This is a genomic window from Pseudomonas sp. SORGH_AS_0211 (assembly GCF_031453455.1).
Taxonomy (GTDB): Bacteria; Pseudomonadota; Gammaproteobacteria; order Pseudomonadales; family Pseudomonadaceae; genus Chryseomonas; species Chryseomonas aestiva.
The window spans coordinates 3125125-3144654 of sequence record NZ_JAVIZV010000001.1 but is presented as its reverse complement, the minus strand read 5'-3'; the positions used below and the strand labels follow the sequence as shown (position 1 = coordinate 3144654).

The following is a 19530-nucleotide window of genomic DNA, read 5'->3' as shown; positions in this document are numbered from 1 at the left end:
GCAGTGCTCATCGCTTCCGACCAGTTCCGTATCGTCGTCGGCCTCGGCAAGAGTGGCATGTCGCTGGTGCGCTTTCTCGCGCGCCGGGGCGTGCCCTTTGCCGTGGCCGACACGCGGGAACAGCCGCCGGAACTTGCGACCCTGAAAACCCAGTATCCCCAGGTCGAGGTGCGCTGCGGCGAGCTGGATGTCGACTTCCTCGCCCGTGCGGCCGAACTCTATGTGAGTCCCGGCCTGGCCCTGGAAACGCCGGCGCTGCAGGAGGCCGCCGCCCGGGGCGTGCGGCTGTCCGGCGATATCGAGCTGTTCGCGCGCCACGCCCAGGCACCCATCGTCGCCATTACCGGTTCCAACGCCAAGAGCACCGTCACCACCCTGGTGGGTGACATGGCGCTGCGCGCCGGCAAGCGCGTGGCCGTGGGGGGCAACCTCGGTACCCCGGCGCTGGACCTGCTGGCCGATGACGTCGAGCTCTATGTGCTGGAGCTGTCGAGCTTCCAGCTGGAGACCTGCGAGCGGCTCAACGCCGAGGTGGCCACGGTGCTCAACCTCAGCGAAGACCACATGGATCGCTACACCGGCATGCCGGCCTATCACCAGGCCAAGCACCGCATCTTCCGTGGCGCCCGCCAGGTGGTGGTCAATCGCGACGATGCGCTGTCGCGGCCGTTGATCGGCGATGATGTGCCGCGCCTGACCTTCGGCCTGGGACGGCCAGATTTCCGTGCCTTCGGCATTCGCGAGGAGGAGGGCCGTCGCTATCTGGCGCTGGCCTTCGACAACCTGCTGGATGTCGAGGAACTCAAGATCCGCGGTACGCACAACCACAGCAATGCCCTGGCCGCGCTGGCCCTCGGCCAGGCCGCCGGTCTGCCGCTGGCACCCATGCTGGAGGCCCTGCGCGCCTTCCCGGGTCTGGAGCATCGCTGCCAGTGGGTCGGCGAGGTCGCGGGCGTCAACTACTACAACGATTCCAAGGCGACCAACGTCGGCGCTGCCCTGGCCGCGGTCGAAGGCCTCGGCGATGACATCGCCGGCCAGTTGGTGCTGATCGCCGGTGGCGACGGCAAGGGCGCCGATTTCAGTGCCCTGCGCGAGCCCATCGCGCGTCACTGTCGCGCCGTGGTGCTGCTGGGTCGCGACGCGGCACGGATCGCCGAGATCCTGCCGGCCACCGTGCAACAGGTGCGTGTCACCACCCTGGAAGAAGCCGTGGCCGAGAGCCGCCGGCTGGCCCAGCCGGGCGACGCCGTGCTGCTGTCGCCGGCCTGCGCCAGTCTCGACATGTTCCGCAACTTCGAAGAACGCGGGCGGCTGTTCGCCCAGGCCGTGGGAGCCTTGGCATGATCCTCAGCCTGTTGCGCCCCTATCCCTCGCCGCTGGCCAGCCGCCATGGCATCGACCTGGACTTCCCGCTGCTGGCGGGCTGCCTGCTGCTGCTCGGCCTCGGCCTGGTGATGGTGACCTCGGCTTCCTCCGAGGTAGCCGCCGCCCAGTCGGGCAATCCGCTGTACTTCATGTACCGCCACCTGGTCTATCTGGCGATCGGCTTCGTCTCCTGCGGCGTGGTGATGCTGATCCCCATGGCCACCTGGCAGCGCTTCGGCTTTCCGTTGCTGATCATCGCCTTCCTCCTGCTGGTGGCGGTGCTGGTGCCCGGCATCGGCCGCGAGGTGAACGGTTCCCTGCGCTGGATCGGCTTCGGCATCTTCAACGTGCAGCCCTCGGAGATCGCCAAGGTCTTCGTGGTGCTCTATCTGGCCGGCTACCTGGTTCGTCGTCAGCATGAGGTGCGCCACACCTGGGCCGGCTTCTTCAAGCCCTTCATCGTGCTCCTGCCGATGGCCATGCTGCTGCTGCGCGAACCCGACTTCGGTGCCACCGTAGTGATGATGGGCGCCGCCGGTGCCATGCTGTTCCTTGGCGGCGTCGGTCTGTTCCGCTTCCTGATGATGGTCGCCCTGGCCGTGCTGGCGGTGTTCGTGCTGGTGCAGACCCAGTCATACCGGATGCAGCGCCTGATCACCTTCACCGATCCCTGGGCCGACCAGTTCGGTTCCGGCTACCAGCTGACCCAGGCGCTGATCGCCTTCGGTCGCGGCGGCTGGACCGGTCTCGGCCTGGGCAACAGCATCCAGAAGCAGTTCTATCTACCCGAGGCCCATACCGACTTCCTCTTCGCCGTGCTGGCCGAAGAACTCGGCCTGATCGGTGCCATGGCCACCGTCGGCCTGTTCCTCTTCGTCTGCGTGCGCGGGCTGTTCATCGGTCACTGGGCCGAGCAGTCCAAGCAGTTCTTCTCGGCCTATGTGGCCTACGGCCTGTCGATGCTCTGGATCGGCCAGTTCCTGATCAACATCGGCGTGAACGTCGGCCTGCTGCCGACCAAGGGCCTGACCCTGCCGTTCCTCAGCTACGGCGGCAGCTCCCTGGTGATCTGCTGCGTGAGCATGGGCCTGCTGCTGCGCATCGAGTGGGAGAGACGCACCCTGGTGGATACCGAGGATGTGGAATTCACCGAAGAGGATTTCGCCGATGTCCGCTAACGTCCTCATCATGGCCGGCGGCACCGGCGGGCACGTCTTCCCGGCCCTGGCCTGCGCTCGTGAATTCGAAGCCCGCGGCTATACCGTGCACTGGCTGGGTACCCCGCGCGGCATCGAGAACGACGTGGTGCCCAAGGCCGGCATCACCCTGCACCACATTCCGGTCACCGGCCTGAGAGGCAAGGGCGTGCGCTCCCTGGTGAAGGCGCCGCTGCAACTCAGCGGGGCGCTCATGCAGGCCGTGGGGCTCATGCGCCGGCTCAAGCCGGTCTGCGTGCTGGGCCTGGGCGGCTTCGTCACCGGTCCCGGTGGTCTGGCCGCCAGGCTGTGCAACATTCCTCTGGTGATCCACGAACAGAATGCCCATGCCGGCACCGCCAACCGCCTGCTGGTGCCCATGGCCGCACGGGTCTGCGAAGGCTTTGCCGACACCTTCCCGGCGTCCGCCAAGCGCCTGTCCACCGGCAATCCGGTGCGCGCCGAACTCTTCGCCCCGGTGACCCGCGCGCCGCTGGAAGAGCGCGCCGCCAATCTGCTGGTCCTGGGCGGCAGCCTGGGCGCCGAGCCGCTCAACAAGCTGCTGCCCGACGCCCTGGCCCAGCTGCCCGCTGGCCTGCGGCCCAATGTGCGCCACCAGGCCGGTCGCCAGCATGCCGAGGTGACCGCCGAGCGCTATGCCAACGTCGCCGTGGAGGCCGATGTCCAGCCCTTCATCGCCGACATGGCCGCCGCCTATGCCTGGGCTGATCTGGTGATCTGCCGGGCCGGTGCCCTGACCGTCGCCGAGCTGACCGCCACCGGTCTGCCGGCGCTGCTGATCCCCCTGCCGCATGCCATCGACGACCACCAGACCAGCAATGCGCGCTTTCTGGAGCGCGCCGGTGCCGGTGTGGTGCTGCCGCAACATTCCACCCGCCCGGCGGATCTCGCCGCGCAGCTTACCGAGGTCCTGATGCATCCCGAACGTCTTGCCGGCATGGCCGCTCGCAGCCGCGCCCTGGCCAAACCCGATGCCACCCGCGCAGTCGTCGACGCCTGTCTGGAGGTTGCCCGTGGTTAAGTCGCAAAGTGCCATTCAGGCCGAGGTTCGGCGCATGCGCAGCATCCGGCGCATCCACTTCGTCGGTATCGGCGGCGTCGGCATGTGCGGCATCGCCGAGGTGCTGCTGAACCTGGGTTACGAAGTCTCGGGCTCGGACCTCAAGGAATCCGCGGTAACCGCGCGCCTGCAGCAATTTGGCGCGCGCATCTACATCGGCCATCGCGCCGAGAACCTGGATCAGGTCGACGTGCTGGTGGTGTCCAGTGCCATCAACAGATCCAATCCGGAGGTCTCCGCCGCCCTCGAGCAGCGCATTCCCGTGGTGCCCCGCGCCGAGATGCTCTCCGAACTGATGCGCTATCGCCACGGCATCGCCGTCGCCGGTACCCATGGCAAGACCACCACCACCAGTCTGATCGCCTCGGTGTTCGCGGCCGAAGGCCTGGACCCGACCTTTGTCATCGGGGGCCGCCTCAATGCCGCCGGTACCAATGCCCAGCTCGGCACCAGCCGCTACCTGATCGCCGAGGCCGACGAGAGCGACGCCAGTTTCCTGCACCTGCAGCCCATGGTTGCCGTGGTCACCAATATCGACGCCGACCACATGAGCACCTACGAAGGTGACTTCAATCGGCTCAAGCGCACCTTCGTCGATTTCCTGCACAACCTGCCGTTCTATGGCCTGGCCGTACTCTGCGTCGATGATCCGGTGGTGCGCGAGATCATTCCCCAGGTCGCCCGGCCCACCGTCACCTACGGCACCGCCGAAGACGCCGACGTCCGTGCCGTGGACATCCGCCAGGAAGGCATGCGCACCTATTTCACCGTGCTGCGCGAGGGCCGCGCGCCGCTGGCGGTCTCGGTCAACATGCCGGGCGTGCACAACGTGCTCAACGCCCTGGCGACCATCGCCATCGCCACCGACGAAGGCGTCAGCGACGAGGCCATCCTCAATGGGCTGTCCGGCTTCCAGGGGGTAGGGCGGCGCTTCCAGGTGTACGGCGAACTGCCGGTCGCCGGTGGCAGCGTCATGCTGGTGGACGACTACGGTCACCATCCCCGTGAAGTCGCCGCGGTGATCAAGGCCGTGCGCGGTGGCTGGCCCGAGCGCAGGCTGGTAATGGTCTATCAGCCGCACCGCTTCAGTCGTACCCGCGATCTCTACGAAGACTTCGTCCAGGTGCTGGCCGATGCCAACGTCCTCTTGCTGATGGAAGTCTATCCGGCCGGCGAAGAACCCATTCCCGGAGCCGACAGCCGCCAGCTCTGCCACAGCATCCGCCAGCGCGGTCAGCTCGATCCCATCTATGTCGAGCGCGGCAGCAACATCGCGCCGCTGGTCAAGCCACTGTTGCGCCCGGGCGACATCCTGCTCTGCCAGGGCGCGGGCGACATCGGCGCGCTGGCGCCGCAACTGCTCAACCATCCGCTGTTCGCCACTGCCGCGACCACCGGGAGTTCGGCATGAGCCGTCATCCGTACAACCCCTTGCCGGCAACCACTGTTGCCGGCGCGCACGTGGAGGGCTGAACCTTGGTCGCCACCCTACGTCACAACCAGCCCGGCTTCGGTCGGTCGCGCAACGTCGAACAACGGGGCGCCAGTCGCCTGGTCGCCGAAGAGCCGCTGTCGACACGCCTGCCACGCCCGAGCCTGGGTCTGCTCAAGCGTATCCTCTGGCCGTTCCTGCTGCTGGGCCTGGGCTTCGGCACCTACGAAGGCGCCCAGAAATTGCTGCCCTATGCCGACCGACCGATCGCCAAGGTCAGCGTCAAGGGCGATCTCTCCTACATCAGCCAGGCCGCGGTGCAGCAGCGAATCGCGCCCTTTGTCGGCACCACCTTCTTCCAGGTCGACCTGGCAGACATGCGCCACGAACTGGAAACCATGCCGTGGATCGCCCACGCCGAGGTGCGCCGGGTCTGGCCGGACGAGATCAGCATCCGCCTGGAAGAGCAGATGCCCATCGCCCGCTGGGGCGACGAGGCGCTGCTGAACAACCAGGGTGAGGCTTTTGCCCCGCAGGATCTGGCCAACTATGACAATCTACCGCGGCTGTACGGCCCCAAGCGGGCCCAGCAGCAGGTGATGCAGCAGTACCAGATGTTCAGCCAGATGCTCCGGCCGCTCGGTTACACCGTGTCGCGCCTGGAAATGCATGAGCGCGGCAGCTGGTACCTCACCACCGGTCAGGGCCTGGAACTGGTGTTCGGCCGCGACCAGCTGGTGGAAAAGATGCGGCGCTTCATGCGCCTGTACGATCAGGTGCTCAAGGCACAGATGGACAATATCGCGCGGATCGATCTGCGTTATCCGAACGGTCTGGCCGTGGCCTGGCGTGATCCCGCTGTCGCCGCCACCCCCGTGACCGAACCGGCCAAGCATTGAGGAGAAGTTTTTTACTATGGCAAGCGTGCAAAGCGGCAAGATGATCGTCGGCCTCGACATCGGCACTTCCAAGGTCGTGGCTCTGGTCGGCGAGGTGTCTTCCGATGGTCAGATCGAGATCGTCGGGATCGGCACCCATCCGTCGCGCGGGCTCAAGAAGGGCGTGGTGGTCAATATCGAATCCACCGTCGCCTCCATCCAGCGGGCCATCGAAGAAGCCCAGCTGATGGCCGGTTGCCGGATCCATTCGGCCTTCGTCGGCATTGCCGGCAATCACATTCGCAGTCTGAATTCCCACGGTATCGTGGCGATCCGCGATCGTGAAGTGAGCCCTGCGGACATCGAGCGGGTGCTCGATGCCGCCCAGGCGGTGGCCATTCCCGCCGACCAGCGCGTGCTGCACACCCTGGCCCAGGACTATGTCATCGACAACCAGGAAGGGGTGCGCGAGCCCCTGGGCATGTCCGGCGTGCGTCTGGAAGCCAAGGTCCATGTCGTTACCTGCGCCGTCAACGCCGCGCAGAACATCGAGAAATGTGTTCGTCGTTGCGGCCTGGAAGTCGACGACATCATTCTCGAGCAGCTGGCTTCGGCCTATTCGGTGCTGACCGACGATGAAAAGGAACTGGGCGTCTGCCTGGTGGATGTTGGCGGCGGCACTACCGATATAGCCATCTTCACCGAGGGCGCCATCCGCCATACGGCGGTAATACCCATTGCTGGCGACCAAGTCACAAACGACATCGCCATGGCCTTGAGAACCCCAACGCAATATGCCGAAGAAATCAAGATTCGGTATGCTTGTGCCTTGGCGAAACTGGCTGGACCGGGCGAAACCATCAAGGTGCCCAGCGTGGGTGATCGTCCGCCGCGAGAATTGTCGCGTCAGGCCCTCGCGGAAGTGGTCGAGCCCCGTTACGATGAGCTATTCACATTGGTGCAAGCGGAACTGCGCCGCAGTGGTTACGAGGATCTGATCCCCGCAGGGATCGTACTCACCGGTGGCACCGCGAAGATGGAAGGCGCGGTCGAGCTGGCGGAAGAGATTTTCCATATGCCGGTACGCCTGGGGGTGCCCCAGACGGTCAAGGGTCTGACTGACGTGATCAGCAACCCGATCTATTCCACAGGCGTCGGCCTGTTGCTCTATGGTCTGCAAAAGCAGACCGATCCCTTGCCGGTTGTTTCTGGCGGATATAGCAGCGAAACCAAATCCACAGTCCTGGAACGCATGAAGCGTTGGGTCCAGGGCAACTTGTAATTCACAATTAAACCGCGGCAGTAGGCGAAGATCCGAAAGGAAGAGAGGGGACCATGTTCGAACTCGTAGACAACATTCCACAAAGCGCCGTGATCAAAGTCATCGGCGTGGGCGGTGGCGGTGGCAACGCCGTCAACCACATGGTCAAAAGCGGTGTTGAAGGCGTCGAATTCATCTGTGCAAATACCGACGCCCAAGCCCTGAAGAACGTCACATCCCGTACCGTGCTGCAACTCGGCCCGGGCGTCACCAAGGGTCTTGGTGCGGGCACCAACCCGGAAATCGGCCGCCAGGCGGCCATGGAAGATCGTGAGCGTATCGCCGAAGTCCTCGAAGGCGCCGACATGGTCTTCATCACCACCGGCATGGGCGGTGGCACCGGTACCGGTGCCGCGCCGATCATCGCTGAAGTGGCCAAGGAGATGGGTATCCTGACCGTTGCCGTGGTCACCCGTCCGTTCCCCTTCGAAGGCCGCAAGCGCATGCAGGTCGCCGACGAAGGCATTCGCTCCCTGTCCGAATGCGTCGACTCGCTGATCACCATCCCCAACGAGAAGCTGCTGACCATTCTGGGCAAGGACGCCAGCCTGCTGGCCGCCTTCGCCAAGGCTGACGACGTCCTCGCCGGCGCCGTTCGCGGTATCTCCGACATCATGCAGCGTCCCGGCCTGATGAACGTCGACTTCGCCGACGTCAAGACCGTGATGGGCGAGATGGGCATGGCCATGATGGGTACCGGTCACGCCAGCGGTCCGAACCGTGCGCGCGAAGCCACCGAAGCCGCCATCCGCAACCCGCTGCTGGAAGACGTCAACCTGCACGGCGCTCGCGGCATCCTGGTCAACATCACCGCTGGGCTGGACCTGTCCCTGGGTGAATACGCCGCCGTTGGCGAGATCATCGAGGACTTCGCGTCCGAGCACGCCACCGTCAAGGTGGGCGCGGTGATCGATCCGGAAATGCGCGACGAGCTGCACGTCACCGTGGTCGCCACCGGCCTGGGTGCGCGCATCGAGAAGCCGGTCAAGGTGGTGGACAACACCGCTCAGACCCTGGCCGCGGCCCGTCAGGAAAGCGCTCCGGTCAACTACGACGACCTCAAGTACCCGACCTCGATGCGCTCCGGTCGTGGCAGCCAGAATCATGGCGGCTCGGCAGCGGCGACCAAGGTCAATCCCAACGACGACCTGGATTACCTGGACATCCCGGCCTTCCTGCGTCGTCAGGCTGATTGATCGGGTATATCACAAGCCAGGGTGTGATTAGTGGGCATCGATTTTCGCATCTGCTATCATCGCGACTTCGTTGAACACCATTCGCACCCTGCGACCGAGCGGCCCTGGCATGATTAGACAACGCACCCTCAAGAACACCATTCGCGCCACTGGCGTCGGCCTGCATTCCGGGGAAAAGGTTTACCTGACCCTGAAGCCGGCTCCGGTCGATACGGGGATCGTGTTCCGTCGCACCGATCTCGATCCGGTCGTGGAAATCCCGGCCTGGGCCGAGAACGTGGGTGAAACCACCATGTCGACCAACCTGTTCAGTGACAGTGGCGTCAAGGTTGGTACCGTTGAGCACCTGTTGTCGGCCATGGCCGGTCTGGGAATCGACAATGCCTACGTCGAGCTGTCCGCGGTCGAAGTACCGATCATGGACGGCAGTGCCGGTCCCTTCGTGTTCCTGATCCAGTCCGCCGGTCTGCAGGAACAGGAAGCGGCCAAGCAGTTCATCCGCATCAAGCGTGAAGTGAGCGTCGTCGACGGTGACAAGCGCGCCACCTTCGTGCCCTTCGACGGCTTCAAGGTGACCTTCGAAATAGATTTCGATCACCCGGTGGTCAACAACCGTACCCAGAAAGCCTCGGTGGACTTTTCGAGCACCTCCTTCCTCAAGGAAGTCAGCCGTGCCCGTACCTTCGGCTTCATGCGTGACCTGGAATTCCTGAGATCGCACAACCTGGCCCTGGGTGGCAGCGTCGACAACGCCATCGTGGTCGACGAGAAGGGTGTGATCAACGAAGACGGCCTTCGTTACGAAGACGAATTCGTCAAGCACAAGATCCTCGACGCCATCGGCGACCTGTACCTGCTCGGCAAGAGCCTCATTGGCGAATTCCGCGGCTACAAGTCCGGCCATGCCATGAACAATCGCCTGCTGCGTGCGCTGCTGGCCGATCGTGATGCCTGGGAAGTGGTGACCTTCGAAGACTCCGGTCTGGCACCGATTTCCTACATGAGACCCGCGGCTGCCGTCTGAGCCCGGTCCACGAAAAAGCCCTGCATCTGCAGGGCTTTTTTATGGTCGCGCAAAGGTCTAGCGACGCGTCAAGGGCTCGCCCTGGAAGCTCACGCCGGCCAGGCCTTGAGCGACAAGGGTGCGGATATTGGCGTGATCGCTACCCTCGGGCGTCTGCAACACGCTGCGATAGTGCTCGCCAAAGGCCAGCAGCGCCTCTTCATCGCTCAGGCCCTCGAGTCTGGCCAGACCCAGGGTCTTGCAGGAGCCTTCGTTCTGCCCCGCGGCATTGTCCACCTCGCCGTTGCGAAAGGCCGTGGGCTGGTAGCGGTAGTGCTCGGCGACGAAGGCCAGGGTGTCGGCGAAGGCATGGTCGCCCCGGGCCAGGCTGGCGCGGAAGCTGGCGAGATCGCTCATTTGCTCTGCTGCTCCTGGAAGGCCGCGGCCTGGGCCGGCGATGCCTCGGTCTGGTACTGGGCTTTCCAGTCGGCATAGGGCATGCCGTAGACGGCCTCGCGGGCATCGTCCAGGCTCAGTTCCAGGCCCTTGTCGTCGGCCGCTGCCTTGTACCACTTGGACAGGCAGTTGCGGCAGAAGCCGGACAGATTCATCAGGTCGATGTTCTGCACATCGGTGCGCTTGCGCAGGTGCTCGACCAGGGTGCGGAAGGCAGCGGCTTCCAGTTCCAGGCGGTCTTGTTCGGTCATGACGGATTCCTCTTGCTAGCGGCGGCCGTGGCGCAGGTGGCGCCCGCCGTTGACGGTGAAGGTACTGCCGGTGGCGTACTGGGTCGACAGCAGATAGAGCACGGTATCCACGATGGGATCGGCGCCGGGTTCGAAATCCAGCAGCGCCTTGTCCAGGGTCGCCTGGCGATAGGCCTCGGCGGCGCCTTCCTTGAAGATCAGTAGCCCCGGCGCGATGGTGTTGACCCGCACCCTGGGTGCCAGGGCTTCGGCAAAGGACAGGGTCAGATTGTGCAGGGCGGCCTTGGTGGCGGCGTAGCCAATGTGGTTGCGGCTGCCGCGCGTGGCGCTGTCGTCGCCGATATGGATGATGTCGGCCCGCGGCGCGGCCAGCAGCAGGTCCTGCAGGCCCAGATTGAGGTGGTAGGGCGCTTCCAGATGCAGACGATAGAGCAGCCGCAGGTTTTCCAGGCCGTCTTCGGCCCAGACCGAAGCATTGTGCACGATGCCGCGCAATGCCGGATGGCGTTCATGCAATTGCTGCAGCAGGGTGTCGCGCTGTGCCTCTTCCGCCAGATCGACCTGATAGGCCTCGATCTCGAGGTCACGCAAGGGGCCCGGATCGTCGCGATAGACGGCGATGACGGGTTGGCCCTCCGCCAGCAGCCGGCGGGTCAAGGCGAGACCGACGCGGCGATTGGCGCCGGTGACCAGAAGGGGAAGGGTTGCGGACATGAGGGTACCCGATCCTGATGAGCGAAGCGGCCAGGGTACTGGCCGCGGCTATTGTACGCATTCGACGCGTCAGGATGCAGGCCGATCCGTGCGGGCCTAGCGGGCGCTGCCGCGCCAGTCGCTGGCCCGCGACGAGGCGTTGTGCAGCCAGCCCCTCAGCGCCCGGGTGATCAGGGGAATGAAGACGCAGACCATGACCGGGGTGAGGATCAGGGTACTCAGCAGGATGCGTGGCAACAACGGCAGATGCGCCAGGTAGTCGCCGAAAGCGGCATTGAACAGCAGCGAGATCGGAAAGAACGCCAGCCAGACGGCGATGCTCTGCTTCCAGCGCGGCGGCGGCTGGAGGCCCGCGCCGAACCAGTCGTCCATGCCCTGGGCGCGCCGCGCCAGGGGTGCTTCGAACAGGCCCTGGCCACGCTCCAGCCAGAGGCGCCGCGTCTCCGAGTGTTCCCAGGCGTCGAGGGTCTGGGGACAAGCGAAGCGAAAGATGATCTGTACCAGGTTGTCGCCTGGAGGTGGCGTCAGGACCCCCGAACCGAGATAGCCGGGATGCCCGGTGGCCAGGGCCTCGCCTTCGCGCAGCCAGATTAGAAAGGCATCGTATTGGCCGGCCGCGACGCGCCGCGCGACCATGAGGGTAACAGGCTGATTCATGCTCCAACTCCGGGCGATCGGGCCGGATAGGCCGGATGCCGTCACGCCGCCGGGTAGGCGGACAGGTGGCGAAAACGCCTGGGGTAGCAGGCGGCGCTAGCATACCAAGCCTTGAGACCCCTGGCTGCAGCCGGGGTTGCCAGCGGAGCCATCTTGCTGACGGAGCGCCAAGCCGGGCCGCGCCAGGCATACTGGAGGGGATTCCACGCAAGAGGTCCGTATGAAAGTCGCACTGTTGAATGGCTCGGTCTATGGCACCGCGGAAGATATCGCCCGGCAGGTGAAGGCGCGGTTGACCGCGGCAGGCCATGAGGTCTGGCACCAGCCCAATGCCGATCTCGCCAGCCTGGAGGCCTTCGCACCCGAAGCCTTGCTGGCCATTACCTCCACCACCGGCATGGGCGAATTACCTGCCAATCTGGAATCCCAGTATTTCCAGCTGCGCGATCGGTTGCCGCCCTGGTCCGGTCGGCCCGGCGCGGTACTGGCCCTGGGTGATTCCAGCTATGGCGACACCTATTGCGGTGGCGGCGAGCTGATGCAGGAGTTGTTCGCCGAGCTGGGGCTGCGCGAACTGCTGCCCATGCTGCGCATCGATGCCAGTGAAACGGTGACGCCGGACGAAGATGCCGAGCGCTGGGTCGCCGAGGTCATCGCCGCCCTGGGCTGATCTCGCCCAGGCCGCAAAGCTGCTTTACCCGTCCTGATCCCGCCGCCTAGCCCGGTCTGCTGTCCTCGTCCCCTTAGCCTCGGTATCCTTGGGCGCCTGATGAAGATTTGAGATGGAGCCCTGGGTGAATAGATATCTGCGCCTGGCTCTGGAGCTGTGCGGACTGGGCGCGCTGTGGGGCGTGGGTACCTGGCTGGCCACCTATTTCGCCTTGCCGGTACCGGGCGGCGTGGTGGGCCTGGCCATGCTGCTGGTGCTGCTGGCCACGCGCCTCGTGGAGCCCGAATGGTTGCAGGGCGGCGTGCGCCTGCTGCTGGGTGAGATGCTGCTGTTCTTCATTCCCGCCCTGCTGAGCCTGCTCGACTACGGCCCGCTGCTGCGGCAGGAAGGCGTGCGCATCCTGCTGGCCATCCTGCTCAGTACCGTGCTGACCATGGTCGCGACCGCCTGTACCGTGGACTGGATGTTCCGCCGCCGGGGGCGTCGCGATGCTTGATCTGCCCGGACTCTTCTGGCTGCTGCTGACGGTGGCGGGTTATGCGCTGAGTCGGCTGCTCTATGCCCGGCTGCGCTGGTATGTGGTCAGTCCGATCATCTTCGTCACGGTGCTGCTCTATGCCGCCACCCTCTGGCAGCAGGCGAGCTATGCCGAATACGCCCACTACAGCCACTGGCTGATCACCCTGCTGGGACCGGCGACGGTGGCCTTCGCCGTGCCGATCTGGCAGCAACGCCGCTTACTGGCGCGCTACTGGCAGGCGCTGCTGGCCGGTCTCTGCGTCGGCAGTGGCGTGGCCATCGGCAGTTCCTGGCTGCTGGCCCGCCTGCTGCTGCTCGATGACCGGGTGCTGCTGTCCATGCTGCCGCGCTCCATCAGCACCCCCTTCGCCATGCCGATGTCCGCCACCGTGGGGGGTGTCCCCGAGTTGACCGCGGCCTTCGTGATGATCACCGGCCTAGGTGGGGCCATCCTCGGCAGCCTGCTGATCAAGCTGCTGCCGCTCAAGTCGGCCCTGGCCCGTGGCGCCCTGTTCGGCATGGGTGCCCATGGCGTGGGGACCAGCAAGGCCTACGAGGTCGGTCTGGAGGAGGGCACCGTGGCCGGCCTGGTCATGGTGCTGGCCGGGCTGAGCAATCTGCTCTGCGCCCAGCTGGTGCTCTGGTTGCTGCGTGGCTAGTGCAGGGTGGCGGAAGGCGCGCCCAGCTGCTCCAGCCGCCGTCGCACCTGCTCGCGTTCGGCGTCGTCTTCGCTGATCAGCAGGGCGTGCTGCAGGTCGTAGCGCTCGGCCTGGGGGCAGTCGAGCTGGCGGTACAGGTCGGCGCGCGCCAGGTGATCGATGACCCCGACCGCGCCCAGCTCGATGACCCGCTGGGCATCCTTGAGCGCGGCCAGCGGCTGGTCGCACTGGCGATGCAGTTCACGCAGATTGCGCGAGAGGCGCTGCATCATCTGCCGCGGACCGAGGGGCGCCAGGTAGCTCGCCTGCAGTTGCGCGGCGGGACCGAACTGATCCACCAGCAACTGGCGGCAGTCGTTCATGTACAGGCGGCGTCCGCCGAAGGGCTCGAGCAGATGATCCGCACCGGGAACGCGCAACAGGAAATGCCCGGGAAAGCCGATGCCCTGCAGGTCGATCTCCAGGCGCCGGGCCAGCTCCAAGGCCACCAGGGCGATCGACAGGGGTTGGCCGCGCCGGCGCGCCAGGACCTCGTCGAGCAGGGCGGCGGTGGGATTCAGGGGCCACTCGGCGGCGCGAAAGCCGGCGTCGCACAGCTGCCGTAACAGGGCCTGGGCACGCTCGGAGTGACTGGCATCGCCATCCAGGGTGGCGACCAGGCGCAGCGCCAGGTCGTCCAGTGAGTGCAGCAGAGCGGGGGGATCGATCCGCTCATGGTGCTCGGCCGCGATCCACAGGGCGGCTTCCAGCAGCCGGGGATCGGGCCGGTCCAGGCAGGCGAGGCAGGAGAGGCGCGCTTCCACATTAGACTCCAGAGCCCTTGCGGGCTTTTCCCCAGGTTTTAGCCTGCCAGCGCCGGGCCGTCCAGTCTGCGACAGTTGCGCACTGGTCGGCGGTCCGGCTTCTCGCTATAAGAGCGGCTGGTGCCAGAGCAACCTTGAGAACGGGAATTTCAACATGGACGAGTCTGCAGGTGGGTGTTTTCGGGCGCGGGGATGGGGCGGCAGACCATGAAATGGGCAGACAGCGGTCGCAAGCGCATGCACGACGGGGCGAATTCCCTCGGCAACCTGCTGGTGGAAGGCTTCCACTACTTCGGCCTGTTCGCCATCGGCGCGGCCACGGCCTGGGCCTCGGTGATGGCCTTCATGGAGATGTTCAACAAGGGCCAGGCGAGCATCGATGACATCCTGCTGCTCTTCATCTACCTGGAGCTGGGGGCCATGGTCGGCATCTACTTCAAGACCAACCACCTGCCCATCCGCTTTCTGCTCTATATCGCCATCACGGCCCTGACCCGCTACCTGATCGGTGATGTCTCTCATCATCGGCCGCCGGATGTCGGGCTGCTGTATCTCTGCGGCGGCATCTTCCTGCTGTCCCTGTCGGTGCTGGCGGTCCGCGTCGCCTCGAACAGATTCCCTTCCAGCAAGGTGCTGGACGCGACGGGCGATGGGGTGGGCGAGGGCGACAAGTAGCGCCGAAGGCTTTCCCGCCCTGCTCCTGACGACGCCGGTTGTACCGCGTCGTCAGGAGCGACAGCTGGCCTGGCCTGCTAGCGATCCAGCGGCGCCAGCAACTGGGCCAGGTCGCTTTCGGTCAGGCGCCAGTCGCCGCTGTTCTCGCTGAGGATCCCGGCGCTGAGCCGCGCCTTTTCCTGCTGCAGCTGCTGGATGCGTTCTTCCAGGGTGCCGCGGGCGATCAGCTTGTAGACGAACACCGGACGATCCTGGCCGATGCGGTAGGCACGGTCGCTGGCCTGCTGCTCGGCGGCCGGATTCCACCAGGGGTCGAAGTGGATCACCGTGTCCGCCGCCGTCAGGTTGAGACCGCTGCCGCCGGCCTTGAGACTGAGCAGGAACACCGGCACCTCGCCACTCTGGAAGCGTTGCACCGGGGTGCGCCGATCCCGGGTTTCGCCGGTCAGGGTGACGTACTCGATGCCGCGCTGGTCGAGGTCGGCGGCGATGAGATCGAGCATGCTGGTGAACTGGGAGAACACCAGGACCCGACTGCCGCCGGGGAGCAGGGCGTCGAGGCGCTCGTTCAGCGCCGCCAGTTTCGCCGAGGGCTTGGTCACACTGGCGTCTTCGTTGGGTACCAGGCGCAGATCGCAGCAGACCTGGCGCAGCCGCAGCAGGGCATCGAGGATCAGCAACTGGCTGCGACCGATGCCCTGGCGGGCGATCTCGGCGCGGACGCGTTCGTCCAGCAGCAGCCGCAGGTCTTCGTAGCGCTCGCGTTGCGCCGTGCTGAGCTCGACCAGCTGGACGATCTCGGTCTTGGGTGGCAACTCGCTGGCGACCCGCTGCTTGGTGCGACGCAGCATGAAGGGTCGCACCCGCGCCTTGAGCGCCGCCAAGCGCTGTGCGTCGCCTTCGCGCTCCACCGGAATGCGATAGGCCTGCTTGAAGCCTTTCTCGTCGCCCAGCCAACCGGGCATCAAAAAATGGAATTGCGACCAGAGTTCGCCCAGGTGGTTTTCCAGCGGCGTGCCGGTCAGGCAGAGGCGATGACGGGCGCGCAGATGGCGTGCGGCCTGGGCCGCCTTGGTGGCGGCGTTCTTGATCGACTGGGCTTCGTCCAGTACCTGCAGGTGGAAGTCGTAGTCGGCCAGCCGTTCCGCATCGCGGGGCAACAGGGCATAGGTGGTGAGCACCACGTCGTGCTCGGGAATCCGCTCGAAGCGACTGCTGCGGGCGCTGCCCTGCAGCGTCAGCACGCGCAGGCCGGGAGCGAAGCGGGCGATCTCGTCCTGCCAGTTGGGGATCAGGCTGGTCGGCATGACGATCAGCGCCGGTGCGGTCAGACGCCCGGCGGCCTGTTCGACGAGGATGTGCGCCAGGGTCTGCAGCGTCTTGCCCAGGCCCATGTCGTCGGCCAGGATGCCACCCACTTCCAGTTCGCGCAGCGCCTGCAGCCAGGCCACGCCGTCGCGCTGATAGGGGCGCAGCTCGGCGTGCAGGGTGTCCGGCAGGACGACGGGCTCGGCCGCGTAGCTGCGCAGCCGCTCGGCGAAGCTGCGCAGGCGTTCACCGCCTTCCCATTCCAGCGGCAGGCGCTCGTCCAGCTCGGCCAGGCGCGCGGCGTCCAGGCGCGGCAGGCGCAGGGCACGGTCCTGGGTGAGGCGGTCGGTCGCATAGAGCTCGCCGAGGATCTGCAGGATCGGCTTGAGCCGACCCAGGGGCACGGCGACCCGTTGTACCCGGCCCTGCGGGCCGGCGAGGCGCGGAGGATCGATGCGCAACAACACGGGTTCGTCGTCGGCGCGCTTGGCCAGCATCGCCGGCTCGTACTGGGAGGGTTCGCGGCGCAGGGCGTCGATCAGCAGCGGAATCAGGCTGACGCGGCGCTGGCCCAGGCGGATACCCAGCTCGACATCGAACTGGCCGTTCGCGGCGGTCGGATCCTGCACCTCTTCGAGGTGACCGTACCAGCCTTCCACCGGTGTCAGGTCGAAGGTGAATTCGGGATGGGCCTCGATCTGCCAGCCGGCTTCGCGCAGACCGGGGATGACCTGCTGCACGAATCTGAGCCAGGCGGGGTCGTCCGGCAATTCGAACATCTCGCCACTGTCGTCGGGCAGCGCGGCGCTGCGCCGGGTGGCCAGGCGCAGGCCGTGATCGAGCAGCGTCTGCCGCCAGCGTTGTTCGGCCGGCAACTGGCGTGCGGGATAGGCGGCGTCCGGGGTACGCGGCGGGGTGCCGAACAGTCGCCGCGGGCCATAGGCAAAGGCCAGGGCGGCGCGATGGCGCACCGTGGGTCGCATCTTGCCGATGTGCCGGTCGTAATCGATCTGGGTATGGCTACCGAGGGTCAGGACCGGTTGCGGCAGCTCCGGATTGGCAACCGGCGTGGCCGGCAAGTCGGCCTCGCTGCGTTGCAGCCGTTCGAGCTCGATGAGGGCGGCGGCGGCATGCTTGCAGTTGCGGCCGACCGGGCAGGTGCAGCGGGCGTCGACCCGCCAGGCGGTCTCGCCCGCGCGCAGGCTGATCGCCTGCCGATAGGCCGGTCCGGCCGGGCTGCTGCACTCGGCATAGAGCTGGCCCCTGGCCGCCGAGCGCAGCTGCACCAGGCCGTCGAGTGCCAGGCGCCGACCGCGCTCGTAGTTGCGCTCCGTGAAGGCGCCTTTCCAGTCCTGCCACTTGAGCCGTTCGAAACGTAACGCCATCGTTCACCCAGGCTGTTCGCACCAAACCGGCTATTCTGCCACAGTCCGGCAGACGCTCGTCGGACTCCCTTGATCTATGTGAGAATGAGAATATAGTGCATTAAGAGACCGGGGGAGCGAAACGATGCGTGAATCACCGTTGGCCAACGTTGCGCTGCTCGATGCCACGCGCCTGGCGGCCCGCCGTGAGGGGCGCTTGCGCTCGCTGCAGCGTGGCATCCTCATCGTCTGTAGCCTGGGCGTGCTGGGTGCGGCGGCCTTGCACCTGGCCTACCTCGCCTTCAAGGGTCTCTAGCGCTGCCCTGTAGGTGCCACCCGCGCCCAAGAAAAAGCCCCGAGCAGTCGCCTGTTCGGGGCTTTTCGTCAGCACCGGTCAAGGACCGGCGGCAGGGATCAGACCAGCAGGTCGCCCACGCGGTACATCTTCATGGTGTTGGTGCCGTCACGCTTGGTGTAGCTGTCGCCCTTGGTGAGGATGACCCAGTCACCGTGCTCGACGATGCCGCGCTTGAGCAGCTCGTCCACCGCCGCCTGGCTCACCTTGTTCGCCGGCATGGTGGTCGGGTCGAAGGGAATGGTGTGCACGTTGCGGAACAGCGCGGTGCGGGCCTGGGTGGCGCGGCTGGAGGCGAAGGAGAAGATCGGCACCGAGGAGCGCAGGCGCGACATGATCAGCGGGGTGTAGCCGGTGTCGGTCAGGCTGATGATCGCCTTCACGCCCGGGAAGTGGTTGGCCACGTAGATGGAGGCCAGGGCGATACTCTCGTCCCACCGGGTGAAGGTATGGCCCAGGCGGTGGCTGGACAGCTTGCTGGTGGGCTGCTTCTCGGCACCGACGCAGACGCGCGCCATGGCCTTGACCGCTTCCACCGGGTACTGGCCGGCGGCGCTCTCGGCGGAGAGCATCACCGCGTCGGTGTTGTCCAGCACGGCGTTGGCCACGTCGGAGACTTCCGCACGGGTCGGCATCGGGCTGCTGATCATCGACTCCATCATCTGGGTCGCGGTGATCACCGCCTTGTTGAGGCGCCGGGCGTGGGAAATGATGCGCTTCTGGATGCCCACCAGTTCGGCGTCGCCGATTTCCACGCCCAGATCGCCCCGGGCCACCATCACGGCGTCACTGGCATGGATCAGGCCGTCCAGGGCTTCGTCGTCGGCCACGGCTTCGGCGCGCTCGATCTTGGCTACCAGCCAGGACTTGCCACCGGCGGCTTCCATCAGGCGACGGGCTTCGTGCATGTCTTCGGCATCACGCGGGAAGGACACGGCCAGGTAGTCGACCTCCATGGATGCGGCCAGCTTGATGTCATCCCGGTCCTTGTCGGTCAGCGCGGGGGCGGTGAGACCGCCGCCACGCCGGTTGATGCCTTTGTGATCGGACAGCGGGCCGCCGATCAGGGTGGTGCAATGCAATTCGGTGGCGGTCATGCCTTCCACGCGCAGGACCACGCGGCCATCGTCCAGCAGCAGTTCGTCACCCACGCGGCAGTCGGTGACCAGGCCCGGGTAGTCGATGCCGACCACTTCTTCGGTGCCTTCGGTGCGGGGATGGGCGATGGACAGGCGGAAGGGATCGCCGACCTTGAGTTCGATGCGCTTGTTGACGAACTTGGCGATGCGGATCTTCGGACCCTGGAGGTCGCCGAGCAGGGCGACATGGCGACCGTGCTTGGCGGCGAGATCCCGTACCAGCTGACCACGGGCCCGGTGCTCGTCGGGCGTTCCATGCGAGAAGTTCAGGCGGGCGACGTCGATGCCGGCGATGATGAGCTGCTCGAGGACTTCCGGAGAATTGCTGGCCGGGCCGAGGGTGGCGACGATCTTGGTACGGCGATAAATCATGCAGTCTTTCCTTTAGCGGATTGCAACCATGAGTCGGCGCCTCAGCGCCGAGTCGACGTAGAACACGAAGCGCACCTCATTGTAGCGCTGTCGCGTGGCCAGCACATGACGGC

The 19530-nt window shown here is 65.9% G+C and carries 20 protein-coding genes; 13 read left to right on the top strand and 7 right to left on the bottom strand.

Annotation, left to right across the window (positions count from 1 at the left end):
• Positions 1-3 precede the first annotated feature (3 nt).
• The 8 genes from murD (at position 4) to lpxC (ending at position 9496) form a co-directional block, all read left to right on the top strand.
• Positions 4-1347: a UDP-N-acetylmuramoyl-L-alanine--D-glutamate ligase gene (gene murD / locus QE393_RS14600; protein ID WP_310044258.1), complete on the top strand. Its 1344-nt coding sequence runs from the start codon at positions 4-6 to the stop codon at positions 1345-1347.
• Positions 1347-2546 (top strand): putative lipid II flippase FtsW, encoded by a 1200-nt coding sequence (gene ftsW, locus QE393_RS14595; RefSeq protein ID WP_133862632.1) that lies wholly within the window; start codon positions 1347-1349, stop codon positions 2544-2546. Before murD ends, ftsW begins: the two co-directional genes overlap by 1 nt.
• The gene (murG, locus tag QE393_RS14590; protein WP_273806453.1) at positions 2536-3606 is read left to right on the top strand and encodes an undecaprenyldiphospho-muramoylpentapeptide beta-N-acetylglucosaminyltransferase; all 1071 of its coding nucleotides are present in this window, start codon (positions 2536-2538) and stop codon (positions 3604-3606) included. Before ftsW ends, murG begins: the two co-directional genes overlap by 11 nt.
• Before the next feature lie 34 nt (positions 3607-3640).
• The gene (murC, locus tag QE393_RS14585; RefSeq protein ID WP_308709504.1) at positions 3641-5056 is read left to right on the top strand and encodes a UDP-N-acetylmuramate--L-alanine ligase; all 1416 of its coding nucleotides are present in this window, start codon (positions 3641-3643) and stop codon (positions 5054-5056) included.
• Between the two features lie 65 nt (positions 5057-5121).
• Positions 5122-5976: a cell division protein FtsQ/DivIB gene (locus tag QE393_RS14580; protein ID WP_133862549.1), complete on the top strand. Its 855-nt coding sequence runs from the start codon at positions 5122-5124 to the stop codon at positions 5974-5976.
• A 16-nt stretch (positions 5977-5992) separates the two neighbouring features.
• On the top strand, positions 5993-7237 hold the full coding sequence (gene ftsA, locus QE393_RS14575; RefSeq protein ID WP_017640704.1) for a cell division protein FtsA: 1245 nt from the start codon (positions 5993-5995) through the stop codon (positions 7235-7237).
• Between the two features lie 53 nt (positions 7238-7290).
• Positions 7291-8472: a cell division protein FtsZ gene (gene ftsZ, locus QE393_RS14570; protein ID WP_133862548.1), complete on the top strand. Its 1182-nt coding sequence runs from the start codon at positions 7291-7293 to the stop codon at positions 8470-8472.
• Between the two features lie 109 nt (positions 8473-8581).
• Positions 8582-9496, top strand: coding sequence for a UDP-3-O-acyl-N-acetylglucosamine deacetylase (lpxC, locus tag QE393_RS14565; protein WP_017640702.1), 915 nt, complete (start codon positions 8582-8584; stop codon positions 9494-9496).
• A gap of 57 nt (positions 9497-9553) precedes the next feature.
• On the opposite strand, the gene QE393_RS14560 is transcribed toward lpxC, so the two are convergent.
• The 4 genes from QE393_RS14560 to QE393_RS14545 all read right to left on the bottom strand — a co-directional run bounded on the left by QE393_RS14560 (position 9554) and on the right by QE393_RS14545 (position 11553).
• Entirely contained in the window at positions 9554-9892 is a 339-nt protein-coding gene (locus tag QE393_RS14560; RefSeq protein ID WP_310044254.1) for a HopJ type III effector protein, read from the bottom strand.
• Positions 9889-10182: a DUF1244 domain-containing protein gene (locus QE393_RS14555; RefSeq protein ID WP_183632855.1), complete on the bottom strand. Its 294-nt coding sequence runs from the start codon at positions 10180-10182 to the stop codon at positions 9889-9891. Before QE393_RS14555 ends, QE393_RS14560 begins: the two co-directional genes overlap by 4 nt.
• A 15-nt stretch (positions 10183-10197) precedes the next feature.
• Positions 10198-10896, bottom strand: coding sequence for a dihydromonapterin reductase (gene folM / locus QE393_RS14550; RefSeq protein WP_310044252.1), 699 nt, complete (start codon positions 10894-10896; stop codon positions 10198-10200).
• Between the two features lie 96 nt (positions 10897-10992).
• The gene (locus QE393_RS14545; RefSeq protein ID WP_273806449.1) at positions 10993-11553 is read right to left on the bottom strand and encodes an antibiotic biosynthesis monooxygenase; all 561 of its coding nucleotides are present in this window, start codon (positions 11551-11553) and stop codon (positions 10993-10995) included.
• Positions 11554-11773: 220 nt separating this feature from the next.
• On the opposite strand from QE393_RS14545, the gene QE393_RS14540 reads away from it, so the two are divergent.
• From QE393_RS14540 to QE393_RS14530, 3 genes are all read left to right on the top strand, one after another.
• The gene (locus QE393_RS14540) at positions 11774-12223 is read left to right on the top strand and encodes a flavodoxin (RefSeq protein WP_310044248.1); all 450 of its coding nucleotides are present in this window, start codon (positions 11774-11776) and stop codon (positions 12221-12223) included.
• A 112-nt stretch (positions 12224-12335) separates the two neighbouring features.
• A complete protein-coding gene (locus QE393_RS14535) occupies positions 12336-12719 on the top strand; it encodes a CidA/LrgA family protein (RefSeq protein WP_273863210.1) in 384 nt (127 codons plus the stop codon).
• Complete coding sequence (locus QE393_RS14530; RefSeq protein ID WP_310044246.1) at positions 12712-13401, top strand: LrgB family protein; 690 nt, start codon at positions 12712-12714, stop codon at positions 13399-13401. The genes QE393_RS14535 and QE393_RS14530 overlap by 8 nt, the downstream gene beginning before the upstream one ends.
• Here the strand turns inward: QE393_RS14530 and QE393_RS14525 are convergent.
• Complete coding sequence (locus QE393_RS14525; RefSeq protein WP_310044244.1) at positions 13398-14204, bottom strand: transglutaminase family protein; 807 nt, start codon at positions 14202-14204, stop codon at positions 13398-13400. The genes QE393_RS14530 and QE393_RS14525 overlap by 4 nt on opposite strands.
• Positions 14205-14411: 207 nt before the next feature.
• Here QE393_RS14525 and QE393_RS14520 point away from each other — a divergent pair, with 207 nt between their 5' ends.
• Positions 14412-14879, top strand: coding sequence for a phosphate-starvation-inducible PsiE family protein (locus tag QE393_RS14520; RefSeq protein WP_310044242.1), 468 nt, complete (start codon positions 14412-14414; stop codon positions 14877-14879).
• A 77-nt stretch (positions 14880-14956) separates the two neighbouring features.
• Here the strand turns inward: QE393_RS14520 and QE393_RS14515 are convergent, their stop codons facing one another.
• Positions 14957-17572, bottom strand: coding sequence for a DEAD/DEAH box helicase (locus QE393_RS14515; RefSeq protein WP_310044239.1), 2616 nt, complete (start codon positions 17570-17572; stop codon positions 14957-14959).
• A 124-nt stretch (positions 17573-17696) separates the two neighbouring features.
• On the opposite strand from QE393_RS14515, the gene QE393_RS14510 reads away from it, so the two are divergent.
• Positions 17697-17867: a hypothetical protein gene (locus QE393_RS14510; protein WP_166655937.1), complete on the top strand. Its 171-nt coding sequence runs from the start codon at positions 17697-17699 to the stop codon at positions 17865-17867.
• A 98-nt stretch (positions 17868-17965) separates the two neighbouring features.
• On the opposite strand, the gene pyk is transcribed toward QE393_RS14510, so the two are convergent.
• Positions 17966-19417 carry a pyruvate kinase gene (gene pyk, locus QE393_RS14505; protein WP_133862537.1) on the bottom strand — a complete coding sequence of 484 codons (1452 nt, stop codon included), beginning with the start codon at positions 19415-19417 and terminating at the stop codon, positions 17966-17968.
• Between the last annotated feature and the right edge of the window lie 113 nt (positions 19418-19530).